Source organism: Cryobacterium sp. Hh7, from assembly GCF_004403155.1.
GTDB classification, from domain to species: Bacteria; Actinomycetota; Actinomycetes; order Actinomycetales; family Microbacteriaceae; genus Cryobacterium; species Cryobacterium levicorallinum.
In genome coordinates, this window is the sequence record NZ_SOHG01000004.1 from 1 (window position 1) to 15,505 (window position 15,505).

The 15,505-nt window shown below is 65.5% G+C and carries 15 protein-coding genes and 1 rRNA gene; 13 read left to right on the forward strand and 3 right to left on the reverse strand.

Translation table 11 applies throughout. The annotated features are described in order from the left end of the window. Nucleotides 1-131: 131 nt before the first annotated feature. Nucleotides 132-248, forward strand: a 5S ribosomal RNA gene (gene rrf / locus E3T43_RS00185). 114 nt (nucleotides 249-362) lie between these two features. Here the strand turns inward: rrf and E3T43_RS00190 are convergent. Genes E3T43_RS00190 through paaI form a run of 3 tightly spaced genes read right to left on the reverse strand, consistent with a single transcriptional unit; the run spans nucleotide 363 to nucleotide 2,769 of the window. Further along, nucleotides 363-962: a TetR/AcrR family transcriptional regulator gene (locus E3T43_RS00190; RefSeq protein WP_134470862.1), complete on the reverse strand. Its 600-nt coding sequence runs from the start codon at nucleotides 960-962 to the stop codon at nucleotides 363-365. Between the two features lie 41 nt (nucleotides 963-1,003). Next, entirely contained in the window at nucleotides 1,004-2,314 is a 1,311-nt protein-coding gene (paaK, locus tag E3T43_RS00195; protein WP_370449850.1) for a phenylacetate--CoA ligase PaaK, read from the reverse strand. Nucleotides 2,315-2,340: 26 nt separating this feature from the next. Further along, nucleotides 2,341-2,769, reverse strand: a complete 429-nt coding sequence (paaI, locus tag E3T43_RS00200; RefSeq protein ID WP_134470864.1) for a hydroxyphenylacetyl-CoA thioesterase PaaI — start codon at nucleotides 2,767-2,769, stop codon at nucleotides 2,341-2,343. Between the two features lie 195 nt (nucleotides 2,770-2,964). Between paaI and paaA the strand changes: the two genes are divergently transcribed. From paaA to E3T43_RS00260, 12 genes are all read left to right on the forward strand, one after another. Then, nucleotides 2,965-3,951: a 1,2-phenylacetyl-CoA epoxidase subunit PaaA gene (paaA, locus tag E3T43_RS00205; RefSeq protein ID WP_370449851.1), complete on the forward strand. Its 987-nt coding sequence runs from the start codon at nucleotides 2,965-2,967 to the stop codon at nucleotides 3,949-3,951. Next, a complete protein-coding gene (gene paaB / locus E3T43_RS00210) occupies nucleotides 3,948-4,253 on the forward strand; it encodes a 1,2-phenylacetyl-CoA epoxidase subunit PaaB (protein WP_092106867.1) in 306 nt (101 codons plus the stop codon). The genes paaA and paaB overlap by 4 nt, the downstream gene beginning before the upstream one ends. After that, nucleotides 4,250-5,098, forward strand: a complete 849-nt coding sequence (paaC, locus tag E3T43_RS00215; protein ID WP_134470865.1) for a 1,2-phenylacetyl-CoA epoxidase subunit PaaC — start codon at nucleotides 4,250-4,252, stop codon at nucleotides 5,096-5,098. Before paaB ends, paaC begins: the two co-directional genes overlap by 4 nt. Nucleotides 5,099-5,106: 8 nt before the next feature. Continuing rightward, nucleotides 5,107-5,652, forward strand: coding sequence for a 1,2-phenylacetyl-CoA epoxidase subunit PaaD (gene paaD, locus E3T43_RS00220; RefSeq protein ID WP_134470909.1), 546 nt, complete (start codon nucleotides 5,107-5,109; stop codon nucleotides 5,650-5,652). After that, nucleotides 5,652-6,797, forward strand: coding sequence for a 1,2-phenylacetyl-CoA epoxidase subunit PaaE (gene paaE, locus E3T43_RS00225; RefSeq protein ID WP_134470866.1), 1,146 nt, complete (start codon nucleotides 5,652-5,654; stop codon nucleotides 6,795-6,797). The genes paaD and paaE overlap by 1 nt, the downstream gene beginning before the upstream one ends. A gap of 24 nt (nucleotides 6,798-6,821) precedes the next feature. Further along, nucleotides 6,822-7,595, forward strand: a complete 774-nt coding sequence (locus E3T43_RS00230) for an enoyl-CoA hydratase/isomerase family protein (RefSeq protein WP_134470910.1) — start codon at nucleotides 6,822-6,824, stop codon at nucleotides 7,593-7,595. A gap of 130 nt (nucleotides 7,596-7,725) precedes the next feature. Further along, nucleotides 7,726-8,352: a hypothetical protein gene (locus E3T43_RS00235; protein ID WP_134470867.1), complete on the forward strand. Its 627-nt coding sequence runs from the start codon at nucleotides 7,726-7,728 to the stop codon at nucleotides 8,350-8,352. A 99-nt stretch (nucleotides 8,353-8,451) separates the two neighbouring features. Then, nucleotides 8,452-9,087: a copper resistance CopC family protein gene (locus E3T43_RS00240; protein ID WP_166791191.1), complete on the forward strand. Its 636-nt coding sequence runs from the start codon at nucleotides 8,452-8,454 to the stop codon at nucleotides 9,085-9,087. Between the two features lie 89 nt (nucleotides 9,088-9,176). Then, nucleotides 9,177-11,261, forward strand: coding sequence for a DNA helicase RecQ (gene recQ, locus E3T43_RS00245; RefSeq protein ID WP_370449849.1), 2,085 nt, complete (start codon nucleotides 9,177-9,179; stop codon nucleotides 11,259-11,261). Between the two features lie 174 nt (nucleotides 11,262-11,435). Then, a complete protein-coding gene (locus E3T43_RS00250) occupies nucleotides 11,436-13,544 on the forward strand; it encodes an acyl-CoA dehydrogenase (RefSeq protein WP_134470912.1) in 2,109 nt (702 codons plus the stop codon). Nucleotides 13,545-13,692: 148 nt separating this feature from the next. Next, nucleotides 13,693-14,631 (forward strand): ABC transporter ATP-binding protein, encoded by a 939-nt coding sequence (locus tag E3T43_RS00255; RefSeq protein ID WP_134470869.1) that lies wholly within the window; start codon nucleotides 13,693-13,695, stop codon nucleotides 14,629-14,631. After that, nucleotides 14,628-15,482 carry an ABC transporter permease subunit gene (locus tag E3T43_RS00260; RefSeq protein WP_134470870.1) on the forward strand — a complete coding sequence of 285 codons (855 nt, stop codon included), beginning with the start codon at nucleotides 14,628-14,630 and terminating at the stop codon, nucleotides 15,480-15,482. Before E3T43_RS00255 ends, E3T43_RS00260 begins: the two co-directional genes overlap by 4 nt. Nucleotides 15,483-15,505: the final 23 nt, after the last annotated feature.

Consider the following 15,505-nt stretch of genomic DNA (forward strand, 5'->3'; position numbering starts at 1 on the left):
AGCACCAGTACTGTAGAGTATTGGAATACGTAACATAATTGAATAGTTCACTCAGAGTGTTTGGGTGGCGAAGCGATAATTGTTCGAAACGACTTGACGGTCACACTTTGGTGTGGTTCATCACAAGATGTTTCGGCGGCTATAGCGAGAGGGAAACGCCCGGTCACATTCCGAACCCGGAAGCTAAGACTCTCAGCGCTGATGGTACTGCAGGGGGGACCCTGTGGGAGAGTAAGACACCGCCGGACTTAACTTAGAAAAAACAAAGAGGCCACCCGAAAGGGTGGCCTTTTTGCGTTAACCCACGACAACGAGAGAGAGAAGGCCACGCACAGAAGTGCGTGGCCTTTGCTATCTAATCGCTAGCGGCGGCGGAGCCCGTCCAGGGCTACGGCCAGGACGTCGTCGGCGAGCTGGGCGGCATCCTCTGGACCTTCGGGGCGGTACCATTCGACGATGGAGTTGACCATGCCGAAGAGTAGGCGCGTGACGATGCGGGGATCGATGTCGCTGCGGAGTGAACCCGCATCGCTGGCCTCGATGACCAGGGACGAGACGGCGCGGTCGAAGGCCCGACGGCGTGTGAGAGCCAGCCGCTCGACCTCGGTATTGCCGCGCACGCGGAGCAATAATGTGACGTAGGGAAGCCGCGACGTGAGAACTTGAACGGCACCGCGCAGCACGTAGGCCAGGCGGTCGATAGCGCTTCCGGTCAGCGCTCCGGACTCAAGCAGGACGCCCTCGAGACCATTCAGTGCCTCGTCGAGGGCGAGCTGAAGCACTTCATCCTTGGAGGAGAAGTGGTGGTAGATGGCCGCTTTCGACAGGGCGAGGCGTGTCGCGAGCACTCCCATCGAGGTGGCGTCATAACCGAATTCATTGAACGCGGTGACGGCGATCTCGAGGATGGCGCGTTGGTCGTAGCCGGGGCGCCCGCGCTTGGGGGTGTGTACGTCAGACATAGGTCTTGAGTCTCTCACGCAGGCGGTCCGGACACGACAAACTAGCGAAGGTCGTACACGCGCTTGTGCTTTCCGGTGCTGCGTTCCAGGGTTCCGGGTTCGACGATGAGTACATGGACGCTCGAGCCGATCCGGTCCTTGATCAGGGCAATGAGGAGGTCGCGGGCGACCGTTGACTCCGTATCGGTGGAGTGCTCGTGCCGTTCAATACGCACGGTCAATTCGTCCATGCGGGAGGGTCGGGTCAGTTCCAGCACGAAATGCGGGGAGAGGTGCTCGATGCCGAGCACGATCTCTTCGATCTGGGTCGGAAAAAGGTTGACCCCGCGCAGAATGATCATGTCGTCGTTGCGACCGGTGATCTTCTCCATCCGGCGCATACCTGGTCGAGCGGTACCGGGAAGCAATCGGGTCAGGTCTCTGGTGCGATAGCGGATGACCGGAAACGCCTCCTTGGTCAGCGACGTGAACACGAGTTCACCCGTTTCACCGTCAGGCAGGCCCTGTCCGGTGTCACCATTGATGATTTCCGGCAGAAAGTGATCTTCCCAGAGATGCGGGCCGTCTTTGGACTCGATGCACTCATTGCCGACTCCCGGGCCCATGACTTCGCTGAGGCCGTAGATGTCGAGTGCGTCGAAGTCGAGACGGTCTTCCAGCTCGAGGCGCATCTGGTTGGTCCACGGTTCGGCACCGAGCACGCCGGCTTTGAGACTGGAACGGCGCGGGTCGAGGCCGGCGGCCACCATGGCATCGGTGATCGTGAGGAGGTAGCTCGGCGTTGACAGAATGATGTCGGGCTCGAAGTCGGTGATCATCTGCACCTGCTTATTGGTCTGTCCACCCGACATGGGAATGGCGCAGGCACCGAGTGCTTCGATGCCGGCGTGGGCGCCCAGCCCCCCGGTGAACAGGCCGTAGCCGTAGGCGTTGTGCACCTTCATGCCGGGGCGCACACCCGAGGCGCGCAGGCTGCGGGCGACCAGTCCCGCCCACATTGCGAGGTCATTCTTGGTGTAACCGACCACGGTCGGCAGGCCGGTCGTGCCCGAGGAGGTGTGAATGCGTGCGACCTGGTGCATCGGTACCGCAAACATGCCGAACGGGTACGACATCCGCAGGTCTTCCTTGGTCGTGAATGGCAGCAACGCGACGTCTTCGAGGGTGCGAATGTCGTCCGGGTGCACACCGACCGCATCAAATTTGCGCGTATAGAGAGGTACGTTCTGATAGGCGTGCCGCACGGTGTGCTTGAGGCGAATCAGTTGCAGCGCGCGAATCTCGTCGCGGTCCAGGCGTTCTGCTGCGTCGAGCTCCTCGAGTGCCGGTGCGTGCAGACGGGTCTTGGTCAGCGTTGACATGGTGCCTTCCGGAAGGGTTAGAGGTGGGTGCGAGCGGGAACGGGCAAGTTGGTGGTGCGGCTTCGGCCGCGAAATTCGGCGACCGTGACGTCGTCGTCGATGGTCACCCGCACGTCGTAGATGCCGCTTCGGCCGCTCTTGACCCGCAACAGCGCGGTTGCGGTCAGGTTCTGGCCGCTCGTGGTCGGCTTCAGAAAAATGATGTCGGCGCCGGCGGCGAGCGTCACGTGATGCGAGTCGTTGCAGGCGATGGCGAAGGCCGTGTCGGCGAGAGCGAAGATGAAACCGCCGTGGGTGACATCGAAACCATTGAGCATGTCGTCGCGCACCACCATCGAGACCACCGAGTGGCCCGGCTCGTTACGGTGCACGATCATTCCGAGAGAAGCGGATGCCCGGTCGCGCTGCATCATGGCCTGGCTGCCGGCGGATGCGGCTTGGGTCATTCGGATCTCCTCGTTGAGTTGCCGTTCAAGCGGGGGTTGCCCGCCCAATAATGAGACTATATACTAACTGAACGATCGGTTGGTAATAGAATGCCGTTCAGTGTGCAAAATTCTCGACGTGCCTTACCTTAGCGCCACCAGCTTGTACACGATAAAGATCCGACCACCGCAGTCAACGCAGACCAGGAGCCGATGATGACAAGCACCATCACGCCCGATATGAGCGTCCCCGCCGCAATCAGTGTCGAAGAACAGCAGTTCAACGATCTGATTGAAGCCGATTCGCGCATTGAGCCGCGCGACTGGATGCCCGAGGGCTACCGCAAGTCGCTCGTGCGCCAGATCTCGCAGCACGCGCACTCCGAAATCATCGGCATGCAGCCCGAGTCCAACTGGATCACCCGCGCCCCGAGCCTCAAGCGCAAGGCCATCCTGATGGCCAAGGTGCAAGACGAAGCCGGCCACGGCCTCTACCTCTATTCCGCCGCGCAGACCCTCGGCGCGACCCGCGATGACATGACGGATGCCCTCATCGCCGGCAAGGCGCGCTACTCCTCGATCTTCAACTACCCCACCCCGAGCTGGGCCGACATGGGCTCGATCGGCTGGCTCGTCGACGGCGCCGCCATTTGCAACCAGGTGCCGCTCTGCCGAGCCTCCTACGGTCCCTACGGACGCGCGATGGTGCGCATCTGCAAGGAAGAGTCTTTCCACCAGCGTCAGGGTTTCGAGATTCTGCTCGAGCTCATGCAGGGCACCGACGAGCAGCGTCAGATGGCCCAGGATTCGGTCAATCGCTGGTACTGGCCCGCGCTGATGATGTTCGGCCCGCCCGATGACGACTCGCCCAACTCAGCGCAGTCGATGGCATGGAAGATCAAGCGTCACTCCAACGACGAGCTGCGTCAGCGCTTCGTGAATATGCTCGTTCCGCAGGCCGCCGTGCTCGGCGTAACCCTGCCGGACCCCGACCTGCGCTTCAACGAAGAGACCCAGCAGTGGGATCTCGGCGTGATCGACTGGACCGAGTTCCACGAGGTGCTTGCCGGCCGCGGCCCGAACAATGCCCAGCGTCTGCAGCGTCGCCGCGACGCCCACGACGAGGGCCAATGGGTGCGCGAAGCTGCCGCGGCTTATGCACGTAAACAGTCCACACGAACTGAAGAAATGGCAGCCTCATGACCACTCCCGGCGACTCAGCCGCAGAAATCTGGCCCCTCTGGGAGGTCTTCGTGCGCTCCAACCGTGGCCTCAGCCATGTGCACGTCGGCTCGCTGCACGCCCCCGACGAGACCCTCGCCGTGCGCAACGCCCGAGACCTGTACACCCGGCGTAGTGAGGGCGTCTCGGTCTGGGTCGTACCCGCGGCCGCCATCACCACGAGTGACCCTGACGCCAAGGGCGCCTTCTTCGAATCGCCCGCCGGCAAGAACTACCGCCACGCGAGCTACTACTCCAAGAGCGAGGGAGTGAAACACCTGTGAGTGACGACACTGCGAACAATGACAGCGCTGAAGCGGATGTTCACGGCCACGTCGCCGTCGAAGTCACCACCCTCGACGCCGAGCTGATCGAGGGCCCGTCCGTCGCCACAGCCGACATCGCGGAATACGCACTGTGGCTCGGTGACGACTCACTCGTCCTGGCCCAGCAACTCGGCGCCTGGATCTCCCGCGCTCCCGAACTCGAAGAAGATGTCGCCCTCGGCAACGTCGCCCTCGACCTGATCGGGCACGCCCGGTCCCTGCTGCACTACGCCGGCACCGCCACGGACCGCAGCGAAGACGACCTCGCCTACTGGCGCACCGAGCCCGATTTTCGTTCGCTGCACATTGTCGAGCAGCCCAACGGTGACTTCGCGCACACGATCGCGCGCCAGTTCATCGTGTCCCACTACCTGTTCGAGCTGTACAGCCGGCTGCGGGCATCCGCTGACCCAACCCTCGCAGCGATCGCCGCCAAGGCGGTGAAAGAGGTCGACTATCACCGCGACCACTCCACCCAGTGGGTGCTGCGCCTCGCGCAGGGCACCGACGAATCGCGCCGCCGCATGATCACCGCGATGAGTGACCTGTGGCCCTACGTCGAAGAGATCTTCCGCGACGACCCGCTCATCGACCGCCTCGAGGGAATCGCGGTTCGCCCGTCGAGCCTGCGCCCCGCGTTCGACTCCGCCATCGCGCCGGTGCTCGCGGAAGCCGAACTCGACATTCCGGTGGGATTCGTCGCCTCCGGCGGTGGCCGCACCGGCAAGCACTCCGAACACCTCGCCTTTCTTCTCGCCGAAATGCAGGTGCTCACCCGCGCTCACCCTGGAGCGTCCTGGTGACCACCCAGATGCACGAAGCTGTCGCCCGCCCGCGTCCCACCGACGCGGCCTCGCTCGCCGCCTGGACCATCGCCGCCCAGGTCGTCGACCCCGAGATTCCGGTGCTTACCATTGAAGACCTCGGCGTGCTGCGCGGGGTCAACGTCACCAGCGACGCCGACGGTACCCAGGCAGTCGCGGTCACTCTGACCCCGACCTATAGCGGATGCCCCGCGATGGACGCCATGCGCGATGACGTTCTCGCGGTGCTCACGAGCGCCGGGTACGAGAACGTCTCGGTTCGGCTGGTGCTCAGCCCGGCGTGGACCACCGACTGGATGAGCGAGATCGGCAAAGCCAAACTCCGCGAGTATGGCATCGCGGCTCCGACCGGGCATGCGACCGTGCGCGCCTCAGGTCCGGCCGGCCCGATCCGCCTGAAAATGGCCGTGAAATGCCCGCGCTGTTCCTCGCTCAACACCCGCGAGCTCGCGCACTTCGGCTCCACCTCCTGTAAGTCCCTCTACGAATGCCGAGACTGCCTCGAGCCGTTCGACTACTTCAAGGTGCTCTAATGGCTGCAACACGTCTCGAATCCACGAACGAGGGCGCCACCACCCTGGCGCCGGTCAAGCACCGCGCGCGTTTCCACACCCTGACCGTGGCCGAAGTGGTCCCACTCACCGCCGACAGCGTCGAGGTCACCTTCACCGTTCCGCCCAAACTGCAGGGCGCGTTCGACTACCTGCCCGGCCAGCACCTCGCCCTACGGGCCACGATCGACGGCCAGGAGCTGCGCCGCAGCTATTCGATCTGCCGGCCCGAAACCGCCGGTGAAATCAGCGTTGCGATCAAGCGCGACCTCGGTGGCGCCTTCTCCACGTGGGCCAACAGCGAACTGCACCCCGGCGACGAAATCGACGTGATGAGCCCACAGGGCAGCTTCACCTTGACGCTGAAGGACCTCGACCACAAGCACGTCGTGGGCGTGGCCGCCGGCTCGGGAATCACCCCGCTCATGGCGCTCGCGCACACCGTGCTTGCCGCCTCAGACACCTCGATGTTCACCCTCGTCTACACCAACCGCACCGCGCTCGACGTGATGTTCCTCGACGAACTGGCCGAGCTCAAGGACCGCTACCCGGCCCGCCTCGCGCTCTACCACGTGCTCTCCCGCGAGCAGCGTTCGTCCACGTTGCTGTCCGGCCGCATCGACGAAGAGAAATTTCGGCGCATGCTCGACACCATTCTGCGCCCGGCCACGGTCGATGAGTGGTTTCTGTGCGGCCCCTTCGAACTCGTGCAGCTCTGCCGCGACACGCTGGAGAGCACGGGCGTCGAACGCTCCCACGTGCGCTTCGAACTGTTCACCAAAGGGGAGCCCTCGGCGGCCAACGGTGATCGTGGCCGGCCGGTCATCATCGGCACCGGTGACAAGACGTTCCAGATCGAGTTCACCCTCGACGGCCAGAGCAACACGGTGACGACGCCGGTCAATGCGAACGAGAGCATCCTGAACGCAGCTCTGCGGGTGCGGCCCGACGTGCCGTTCGCCTGCGCCGGCGGAGTCTGCGGCACCTGCCGCGCCAAACTGGTCAGCGGCGACGTCACCATGACCGAGAACTACGCGCTCGAGCCCGAAGAGCTCGCCCGCGGCTACGTGCTGACCTGTCAGTCGCACCCGACCACCGACACCGTCGTTGTCGACTACGACGTCTAACCGATACCAAGAAAGCGGATGTACGTGATCGAGCTCTCAATAGACAACAACGTCGCCCACGTGGTGCTGAGCGCGCCCGACAAGCTCAACGCCCTCGATGCGGCCGCGATCGTCGAACTCGACGCGGCTTACCAAACGGCCGAGCGGGCCGGCGTGCGCGCCTTGGTGCTGAGCGGCGAGGGACGGGCCTTCTGCGCCGGCCGGGATATTTCTGCGGTCGATCCGCGCACCGACGATGTGCTCGGCTACCTCGGTGATCTCGTCACTCCGCTGCTGGAGCGCATGAGCCGGTTTCCGGCACCGACCTTCGCGGCCGCCCACGGCGCCTGCCTTGGCGTCGGACTCGGTCTGCTCATCGCGACCGACGTTGTCTACGTCGCCGACACCGCCAAGATCGGCTCGCCGTTCGCGAACCTCGGCGCCACCCTCGACTCCGGCGGGCACGCCCTGTTCGTGGAACGCCTCGGCGCTCACCGCACCCTCGACCTGATCTACAGCGGCCGGCTCATGTCGGGGGCTGAGGCCGTCGCGGGCGGCCTGTTCAGCCAGGTCTTTCCGGCCGCGGAGCTGACCGAGGTGACGATGCAGGCGGCCGCTCGCGCGGCATCCGGTGCAACGCAGGCCTTTCTCGCGAGCAAAGCGCTCGTGCAGTCACTGCGAGACGAACGCCTCGGACTCTGGCAGAGCATGAGCGACGAAACCGCCGCCCAGGCCGCGCTGTGCGCCACCGGCGACTACCGCGAGGGCTTCGCCGCGTTTCAGGAGAAGCGCAAGCCCGCATTCACCGGCCGCGCCTGACCTGTCCCCAGCTGGGATTGCGGCCAATCCGAGCGGGATCTCTTCGCTTGGATCGTGGTCCAGGGACTCGAGTGCATCGCCTCTCTCCAAGGACGGTCGGCTACTGTGGAGGAGACCGGAGAGGGACCAAATGCACACACGCTGGGCCCGCTTCGCGCGCGGCTGGATCGTCGCCGCGTTCTCAACCTTTGTCGCGGCCCTGTCGCACACCCTGGGTGGCGGTTCGGCGCCGAGCTTCCTGGCCGTCGTCGTATCGCTCGCCTTCGCCGGAATGGTCTGCGTTGTGCTCGCCGGTCGCACTCTGTCGTTCTGGCGCGGTGCCGTGTCGGTGCTGGTCAGCCAGATCATCTTTCACGGACTGTTTTCGCTTGGGGCAACCGGAGGCATGCTCGGAGCTGACGCCATCGCCGCCGCGGCCACCCATCAGCACGCTGCACTGCCCGGTCTGATCGACCCGATGGTCATGGGCGCGACCGCCCACGTCCCACACGACAGCGCGGCCATGTGGCTCGCCCACTTTGGGGCCGCGATCGTCACGATTCTGGCGCTGCGTTTCGCCGAACGCGCGTTCTGGAGTCTCGTCGAAAACGTTCGCCTCGGCATCCGCACGCTGTTCGTGCCCGCCCAACTGGCCGTGCCGATGGCGGCCCCGCAGCGCATTGGGAACGTCGCGCCGGTGCTCACCCCGCGCGATCTGGTTCTGGTGCTGTCGGCGATGCGCCATCGTGGCCCGCCGGTTTTCGCTCTCGCCGCCTAAACCGCAACCAGACCATTTAGCCCACCGCACCGAATGAGTAGCAGAGGCATTGCCCTGCACTGTTCGAGTAGCGCGGGCACCCCACGTTTAAGGACAATCATGAAGGTCACGACCTCTAAATCTGCTGCCACGACCGCTCGCGCTCTGTTCGCGGCCGCCGTTATCGCCCTGGCTCTCGGCTGGGGCACGGCCCCGGCGTCGGCCCACAACGATGAGATTGGTTCCTCACCAGAGGGCGACTCGGTCGTAACCGAGCAGCCCGGTGAATTCTCGGTCACCACGAGCGATCTGCTCCTCGATCTCGGCGGAACCGGCGAGGGAAGCGCCATGGTCGTGACCGGCCCGGCCGACGCACCGCTTTTCTATGGCGACGGGTGCGGTACTGTCTCCGGTGCCACAGTCGAAACGACAGCGCAGCTCGGCGCTGCCGGGCAGTACACGGTGATCTGGCAGACGGTTTCCGTCGACGGCCACCCTATCTCCGACGAGTACACCTTCGACTGGCAGCCGACCGCCGACCAGGTGCTCGCCGACGGGGCCGCCACGGCTCCAACCTGCGGCACGACAGCGGATGCCGTCACGACGGATGCCGCGACCTCGCCCCCCGCAGACCTCGGCTCGACTGATGCTGCTGGCGACAGCACCCCTGCCTGGATCGGGGGGATCCTCGGCGCTGTGGTACTGGCCGGCGCAGCAGCCCTGCTTCTCCTCCGCCGCCGCAAGCGCAGCCGCTAGCTTTCGCCCGCCCTCCCCGCACTTCAATCTCTCGCGGGGGGTGTTGGCGCGCGGGGCAACGTGTCAGGGGCCCCGGGTACAGTAGGCAGGTGAGTTGGAACGCTGAGCTGCCCGGGAACCCCGACGACGTCGAAGCACCCCGCGACGTTGCTGTACCGAGTGAATTCGACGGCCCGAGTGATTTCGACGCGCCCGACGACTACGACGCACCGCCGCCCGAGGCGGACCGGCAGTTCGGCGACCAGCAGTTCCAGCGGCAGCCGGCCTACGCGGGGGCAGCATCCGCTTCGAACCAAGCCAGCGGGCCCGCGGCCAGTCGGCCCGCTGTACCTGTGCGCGCCGCGACCCGCAAATTCAAGACCGCGGCCGAAGCCCTGCACACCGTGTTTGGCTACGACACGTTCCGCGGCGACCAGGCCGAAATTATCGCGCAGGTCGTCGACGGCAAGGACGCCGTCGTGCTCATGCCCACCGGTGGCGGCAAGAGCCTGTGCTATCAAATTCCCGCGCTCGTGCGGGCTGGCACCGGCATCGTCGTCTCGCCGCTGATCGCCCTGATGCAAGACCAGGTCGATGCCCTTACCGCTGTCGGTGTGCGCGCTGAATTCCTCAACTCCAGCCAGGATTCCGCCACCCGCAGCCAGGTCGAACGCGACTACCTCAACGGCGACCTCGACCTGCTCTACGTCGCCCCCGAGCGCCTCTCCAACGAGGCCACCAAGCGTCTGCTCGACCGTGGAACCATCGCCCTGTTCGCCATCGACGAAGCCCACTGCGTGTCGCAGTGGGGCCACGATTTTCGGCCGGACTACCTGGCGCTCAGCGAACTCGCCGACCGCTGGCCCGACGTTCCGCGCATCGCCCTCACCGCCACCGCGACGGATGCCACCCATCAGGAGATCACCACCCGCCTGCAGATGGGCGATGCGAAGCACTTCGTGGCAAGCTTCGACCGGCCCAATATTCAGTACCGCATCGTCGGCAAGTCCGAGGTGCGCAAGCAACTGCTGTCCTTCCTGAAGACCGAGCACCCCGGTGACGCCGGAATCGTCTACGCGCTCAGCCGCAAAACCGTCGACCAGACGGCAGAGTTTTTGCGTCAGAACGGTGTGAACGCCCTGCCCTATCACGCCGGGCTCGATGCCGGCCTGCGCGCCCGCACTCAGTCCCGGTTCCTCCGCGAGGAGGGCGTCGTCATCGTCGCCACGATCGCGTTCGGCATGGGAATCGATAAGCCGGACGTGCGCTTCGTCGCCCACATCGACCTGCCCAAATCGGTCGAGGGCTACTACCAGGAGACCGGTCGCGCCGGTCGCGACGGCGCACCGGCCACGGCCTGGCTCGCCTACGGCCTGCAAGACGTGGTGCAGCAGCGCCGTATGATCGACGAGTCGCCCGGCGATCTCAGCCATCGGCGCAAACTGTCCGCCCATCTCGACGCCATGCTTGCCCTGTGCGAAACCGTGCACTGCCGCCGCGTCAATCTGCTGCGCTACTTCGGCCAGACCAGTGAACCCTGTGGCAACTGCGACACGTGCCTCGAGCCACCGGAGGCCTGGGACGGCACCATCCCCGCCCAGAAACTGCTCTCCACTATCGTGCGCCTGCACCGCGAACGCAACCAGAAGTTCGGCGCCGGCCACCTCATCGACATCCTCCGTGGCAAGGAAACCCCTCGAGCGGCCCAGTATCGGCACACCGAACTGAGTACCTGGGGCCTGGGCGCCGACCTCAGCGACCAGGCCTGGCGCGGCGTCGTGCGCCAGATGCTCGCCCAGGGTCTGCTCGCCACGTCCGGCGAGTACGGCACCCTCATTCTGACGGATGCCGCCGCCGACGTTCTCGGCGGCCGTCGCGACGTGCAGTTGCGGCGCGAACCCGACCGTCCCGCGCGCTCAAGCGCGGCCCGCCGCCCGAGCGCCGCCAAGGTCGCTGCCGCCGACCTCAGCCGCATGCAGGAGACCCTGTTCGAAGCGCTGCGGGTTTGGCGCTCGGCGGAGTCGAAGGAGCAGGGCGTACCCGCCTACATCGTGTTCGGCGACGCCACCCTGATCGCCGTCGCCGCCGCCGGCCCCACCACCCTCGCCGGGCTCGACGGCATCACAGGCATCGGTGCCAAGAAGCTCGAAGCCTACGGCGAGGCCCTGCTCGAGGTCGTCGCCGCCTCCGCCTGACCACCTTGCTTGTGGGGGATCACAGTCCACGCAGCTTGCAGTTGTACTGATCCTACAAAACGGATGCCGTAGACGGCATATATCGTTGTGGCCCCCGCACCGCGCATTTCGCGACCGCACCATGTGGTTCTAACGTGGCGATCACGACTTTCGTGCGATCAGTTAGGACCAATGATGGTAGACACGGCGCAGCGCTCCAACATTCGATCGGCGACGATCGACCCCAGCCTCGAGGTCGGCGTCGATACCGGCCCCATCAAATCCATCGGCGACGAGGCCGCCCCCGTGGTCAACGTCGAACAACTCGGACGACAACTGCTCGGCACCTGGGCCGACGTGCGGCTGAAGGCACGCGAGGTGACCGCCCGCCCCGACATGCAGCGCATTGAAGGCCTCTCGATGGCCGACCACCGCCTGCGCGTGCTCGACCAGCTCAAGGTGCTCGCCGCCAACGGCCACGTGCTGCGCGCCTTCCCCAAGCACCTTGGCGGGCAGGACGACCACGGTGGAAACATCGCCGGCTTCGAAGAACTCGTCATCGCCGACCCGAGCCTGCAGATCAAGGGCGGAGTGCAGTGGGGGCTGTTCGGCGCTGCCGTGCTGCACCTCGGCACCAAGCCGCACCACGACAAGTACCTCCCCGGCATCATGGACCTCAGCGTTCCCGGTGCGTTCGCCATGACGGAGATCGGGCACGGCTCCGACGTCGCGAGCATCGGCACCACCGCAACCTTCGACGCGGCCACCGGCGAGTTCGTCATCAACACCCCGTTTCGCGCCGCCTGGAAGGACTACCTCGGCAACGCCGCGAAGGACGGCATCGCGGCCGTGCTGTTCGCCCAGCTCATCACCCAGGGCGTCAATCACGGCGTGCACGCCTTCTATCTGCCCATTCGCGACGAGCACGGTGACTTTCTGCCCGGCGTCGGCGGCGAAGACGACGGCCTCAAGGGCGGACTCAACGGCATCGACAACGGTCGACTGCACTTCGACAACGTGCGTATCCCGCGCGAAAATCTGCTCAACCGGTACGGCGACGTTGCAGAAGACGGCGCCTACTCCAGCCCGATTGGAAGCCCCGGCCGCCGATTCTTCACCATGCTGGGAACGCTGGTGCAGGGTCGCGTGTCGCTCGATGGCGCCGCCACCGCGGCATCCGCTTTGGCGCTGACCATCGCGATCACTTATGGAAGCCAGCGTCGTCAGTTCACCGCGGGCAGCGACACCGATGAAGAAGTCATCCTCGACTACCAGCGGCACCAGCGCCGGTTACTGCCGCGCCTCGCCACGACCTACGCGCAGACCTTCGCCCACGACGAGTTCCTGGTGAAGTTCGACGAGGTGTTCAGCGGCAAGGCCGACACCGATGACGACCGGCAGGACCTCGAAACCCTCGCCGCCGCGCTCAAGCCACTCTCCACCTGGCATGCGCTCGACACGCTGCAGGAAGCTCGCGAGGCCTGCGGCGGTGCCGGCTTCCTGGCCGAGAATCGTCTGGTCGGCCTGCGCGCCGACCTGGACATCTTCGCAACCTTCGAGGGCGACAACAACGTGCTCCTGCAGCTCGTCGCCAAGCGCCTGCTCACCGATTACAGTCGCAAATTCGCCACAGCGGATGCCGGCGCCCTCGCCCGCTACGTCGTGCAGCATGCCGCCGGTCGCGCCTACCACGGCACCGGACTACGCACCCTCGCGCAGGCCGTAGCCGACCGGGGTTCGACGGCTCGTTCCGTCGGTGCCCTCCGGGACGCCGACGTGCAGCGCGAGCTGCTCACCGACCGGGTCGAGAGCATGATCGCCGAGGTGGCCGGAAAGCTGCGCGGCGCCACCAAGCTGCCCAAGAAGCAGGCGGCCGACCTGTTCAACGCGCACCAGAACGAGCTCATCGAAGCTGCCCGTGCCCACGGCGAACTGCTGCAGTGGGAATCGTTCACCCGTGCCCTCGAGCACACCGACGACGCCGGCACCAATCAGGTACTCACCTGGCTGCGCGACCTGTTCGGCCTCGGCCTGATCGAGAAGAACCTGGCCTGGTACCTCATCCACGGCCGGCTCTCCGCCCAGCGCGCCCAGGCCGTCACCGCCTACATCGATCGGCTGATCGCCCGCATTCGCCCGCACGCCCAGGACCTCGTCGACGCGTTCGGCTACTCGCAGGACCACCTCAGAGCCACGATCGCGAGCGGTGCCGAACGTGAGCGCCAGAATGAAGCCCGCGACTACTACGCCGCCCAGCGTGCCTCCGGAACCGCGCCAACCCCCGAAAAGCCGGTCAAGAAATAGCCGGGCCCCGTCGTACCCAGGTACGACGGGGATGGTGCACAACCATCCCCATGGTTGATGCGCCACAGAGGTCACAAACCATACCGTTTGGTATGGGGGCTTCAGCGCACGAAAACGGGGCCTCACCCATCAACGGAATGAGGCAGGCATGATCCAGGCACAGTCCCTGACCAAGCGCTACGGAAGCAAGACCGCGGTCGACGCGGTCGACTTCACGGTGCAGCCGGGCAAGGTCACCGGCTTTCTCGGGCCGAACGGCGCCGGCAAGTCCACCACCATGCGCATGATCGTCGGTCTGGACAAGCCGAGCGCAGGCTCCGTCATCGTTAACGGCAAGCCGTACCACGAACACAAGGCGCCGCTGCGCGAAGTGGGTGTGCTGCTCGACGCCAAGGCTGTGCACACCGGACGCAGCGCCTACAACCACCTGCGCGCCATGGCCGCCACCCACAACATCCCCACCAGCCGAGTACACGAGGTGATTAACCTCACCGGCCTCGAATCCGTCGCCCGCAAACGCGTCGGCGGCTTCTCCCTCGGCATGGGCCAGCGCCTCGGCATCGCCGCCGCGCTGCTCGGCGACCCGGCCACCCTTATTCTCGACGAGCCGGTCAACGGTCTCGACCCCGAGGGCGTGCAGTGGGTGCGCAAGCTCACCAAGCAGCTCGCCGCCGAGGGCCGCACCGTGCTGCTCTCTTCCCACCTCATGAGTGAGATGGCCCTCACCGCCGACCACATCATCGTGCTCGGTCGAGGCCGGGTGATAGCGGATGCCTCGGTCGCCGACATTATCGCCTCGGCCGCGCAGAACACGGTTCGCGTGCGCACTCCGCACACCGCAGCTCTGGCCACTCTGCTCGCCCAGCCGGATGTGACCATCACCAACGTTGAGCAGGACGTGCTCGAGATCACGGGACTTTCTGTGAACGACATCGGCGACCGCGCCGCCGCCGCCCAGATCTCCCTGCACGAACTCTCGGCGGTGAGCGCCTCGCTCGAGGACGCATACATGAAACTCACCCAGAACGAGGTGGAGTATCGCACCGGTGATGCGTCCTCTCACACCGAAGCGGAGGTTGCCCGATGAGCACCCTGACCAACCCCGTCCAGCCGTCCGCAGCCCGCACCTCCTTCGTGCCGACCGGATCCGGGCTCAGCATCACCGGCCTGCTCCGCTCCGAATCGATCAAGCTGTGGAGCCTGCGCTCCACCTACTGGACGCTCTCGCTCGTTGTCGTGGTCTCGCTCGGCATCGCCGTGCTGATGTCGTTGGCCATGTCGGCGTCAACGGCCGGATTCGATCCGGCCACCGGTGCCCCCATGGCCGTGGAGAGTGCGCAAATGTTCGTGCTCGTCTCCACGACCGGTCTCGGACTTGGCCAGCTGATTGTCGCCGTCCTCGGCGTGCTCTCGATCAGTGGCGAGTACTCCAGCGGCATGATCAAGTCGACGCTGACCGCGGTGCCCAATCGTCTGCCCGCACTCTGGGCCAAGGTCGTCGTGCTGTTCGGTTTCACCTTCCTGGTCGGCCTGATCAGCGTGGTCGGATCGTTTCTCGTGGCCATGCCCATCCTGGGCGCCAAGGACCTGAGTGCGAGCCTGTTCGACACCGAGGTGTTTTTGCCGCTGCTCGGTAACGCGCTGTTCCTCGCGATCATCGCCGTGTTCGCCCTCGGCATCGGCACGATTCTGCGCAGCAGCGCCGGCGGCATTGCCACGGTGCTCGGAATCACCCTGCTCCTGCCGACGGTGTTGGCCGTGCTGTCGATGTTCGTTGAGTGGATCGCCGACATCGTGCCCTACCTCTTCACCGTGGCCGGTGCGACGATGATCACCCCGAACGCCATGGAATCCTGGCAGGGCTTCCTGATCGTGCTCGCCTGGGTGGTCGTGAGCCTCGGCGTGGCCGCGCTGCTGCTCAAGCGCCGGGACGCCTGAGGCGCCACGACCCGTAGAGTCGA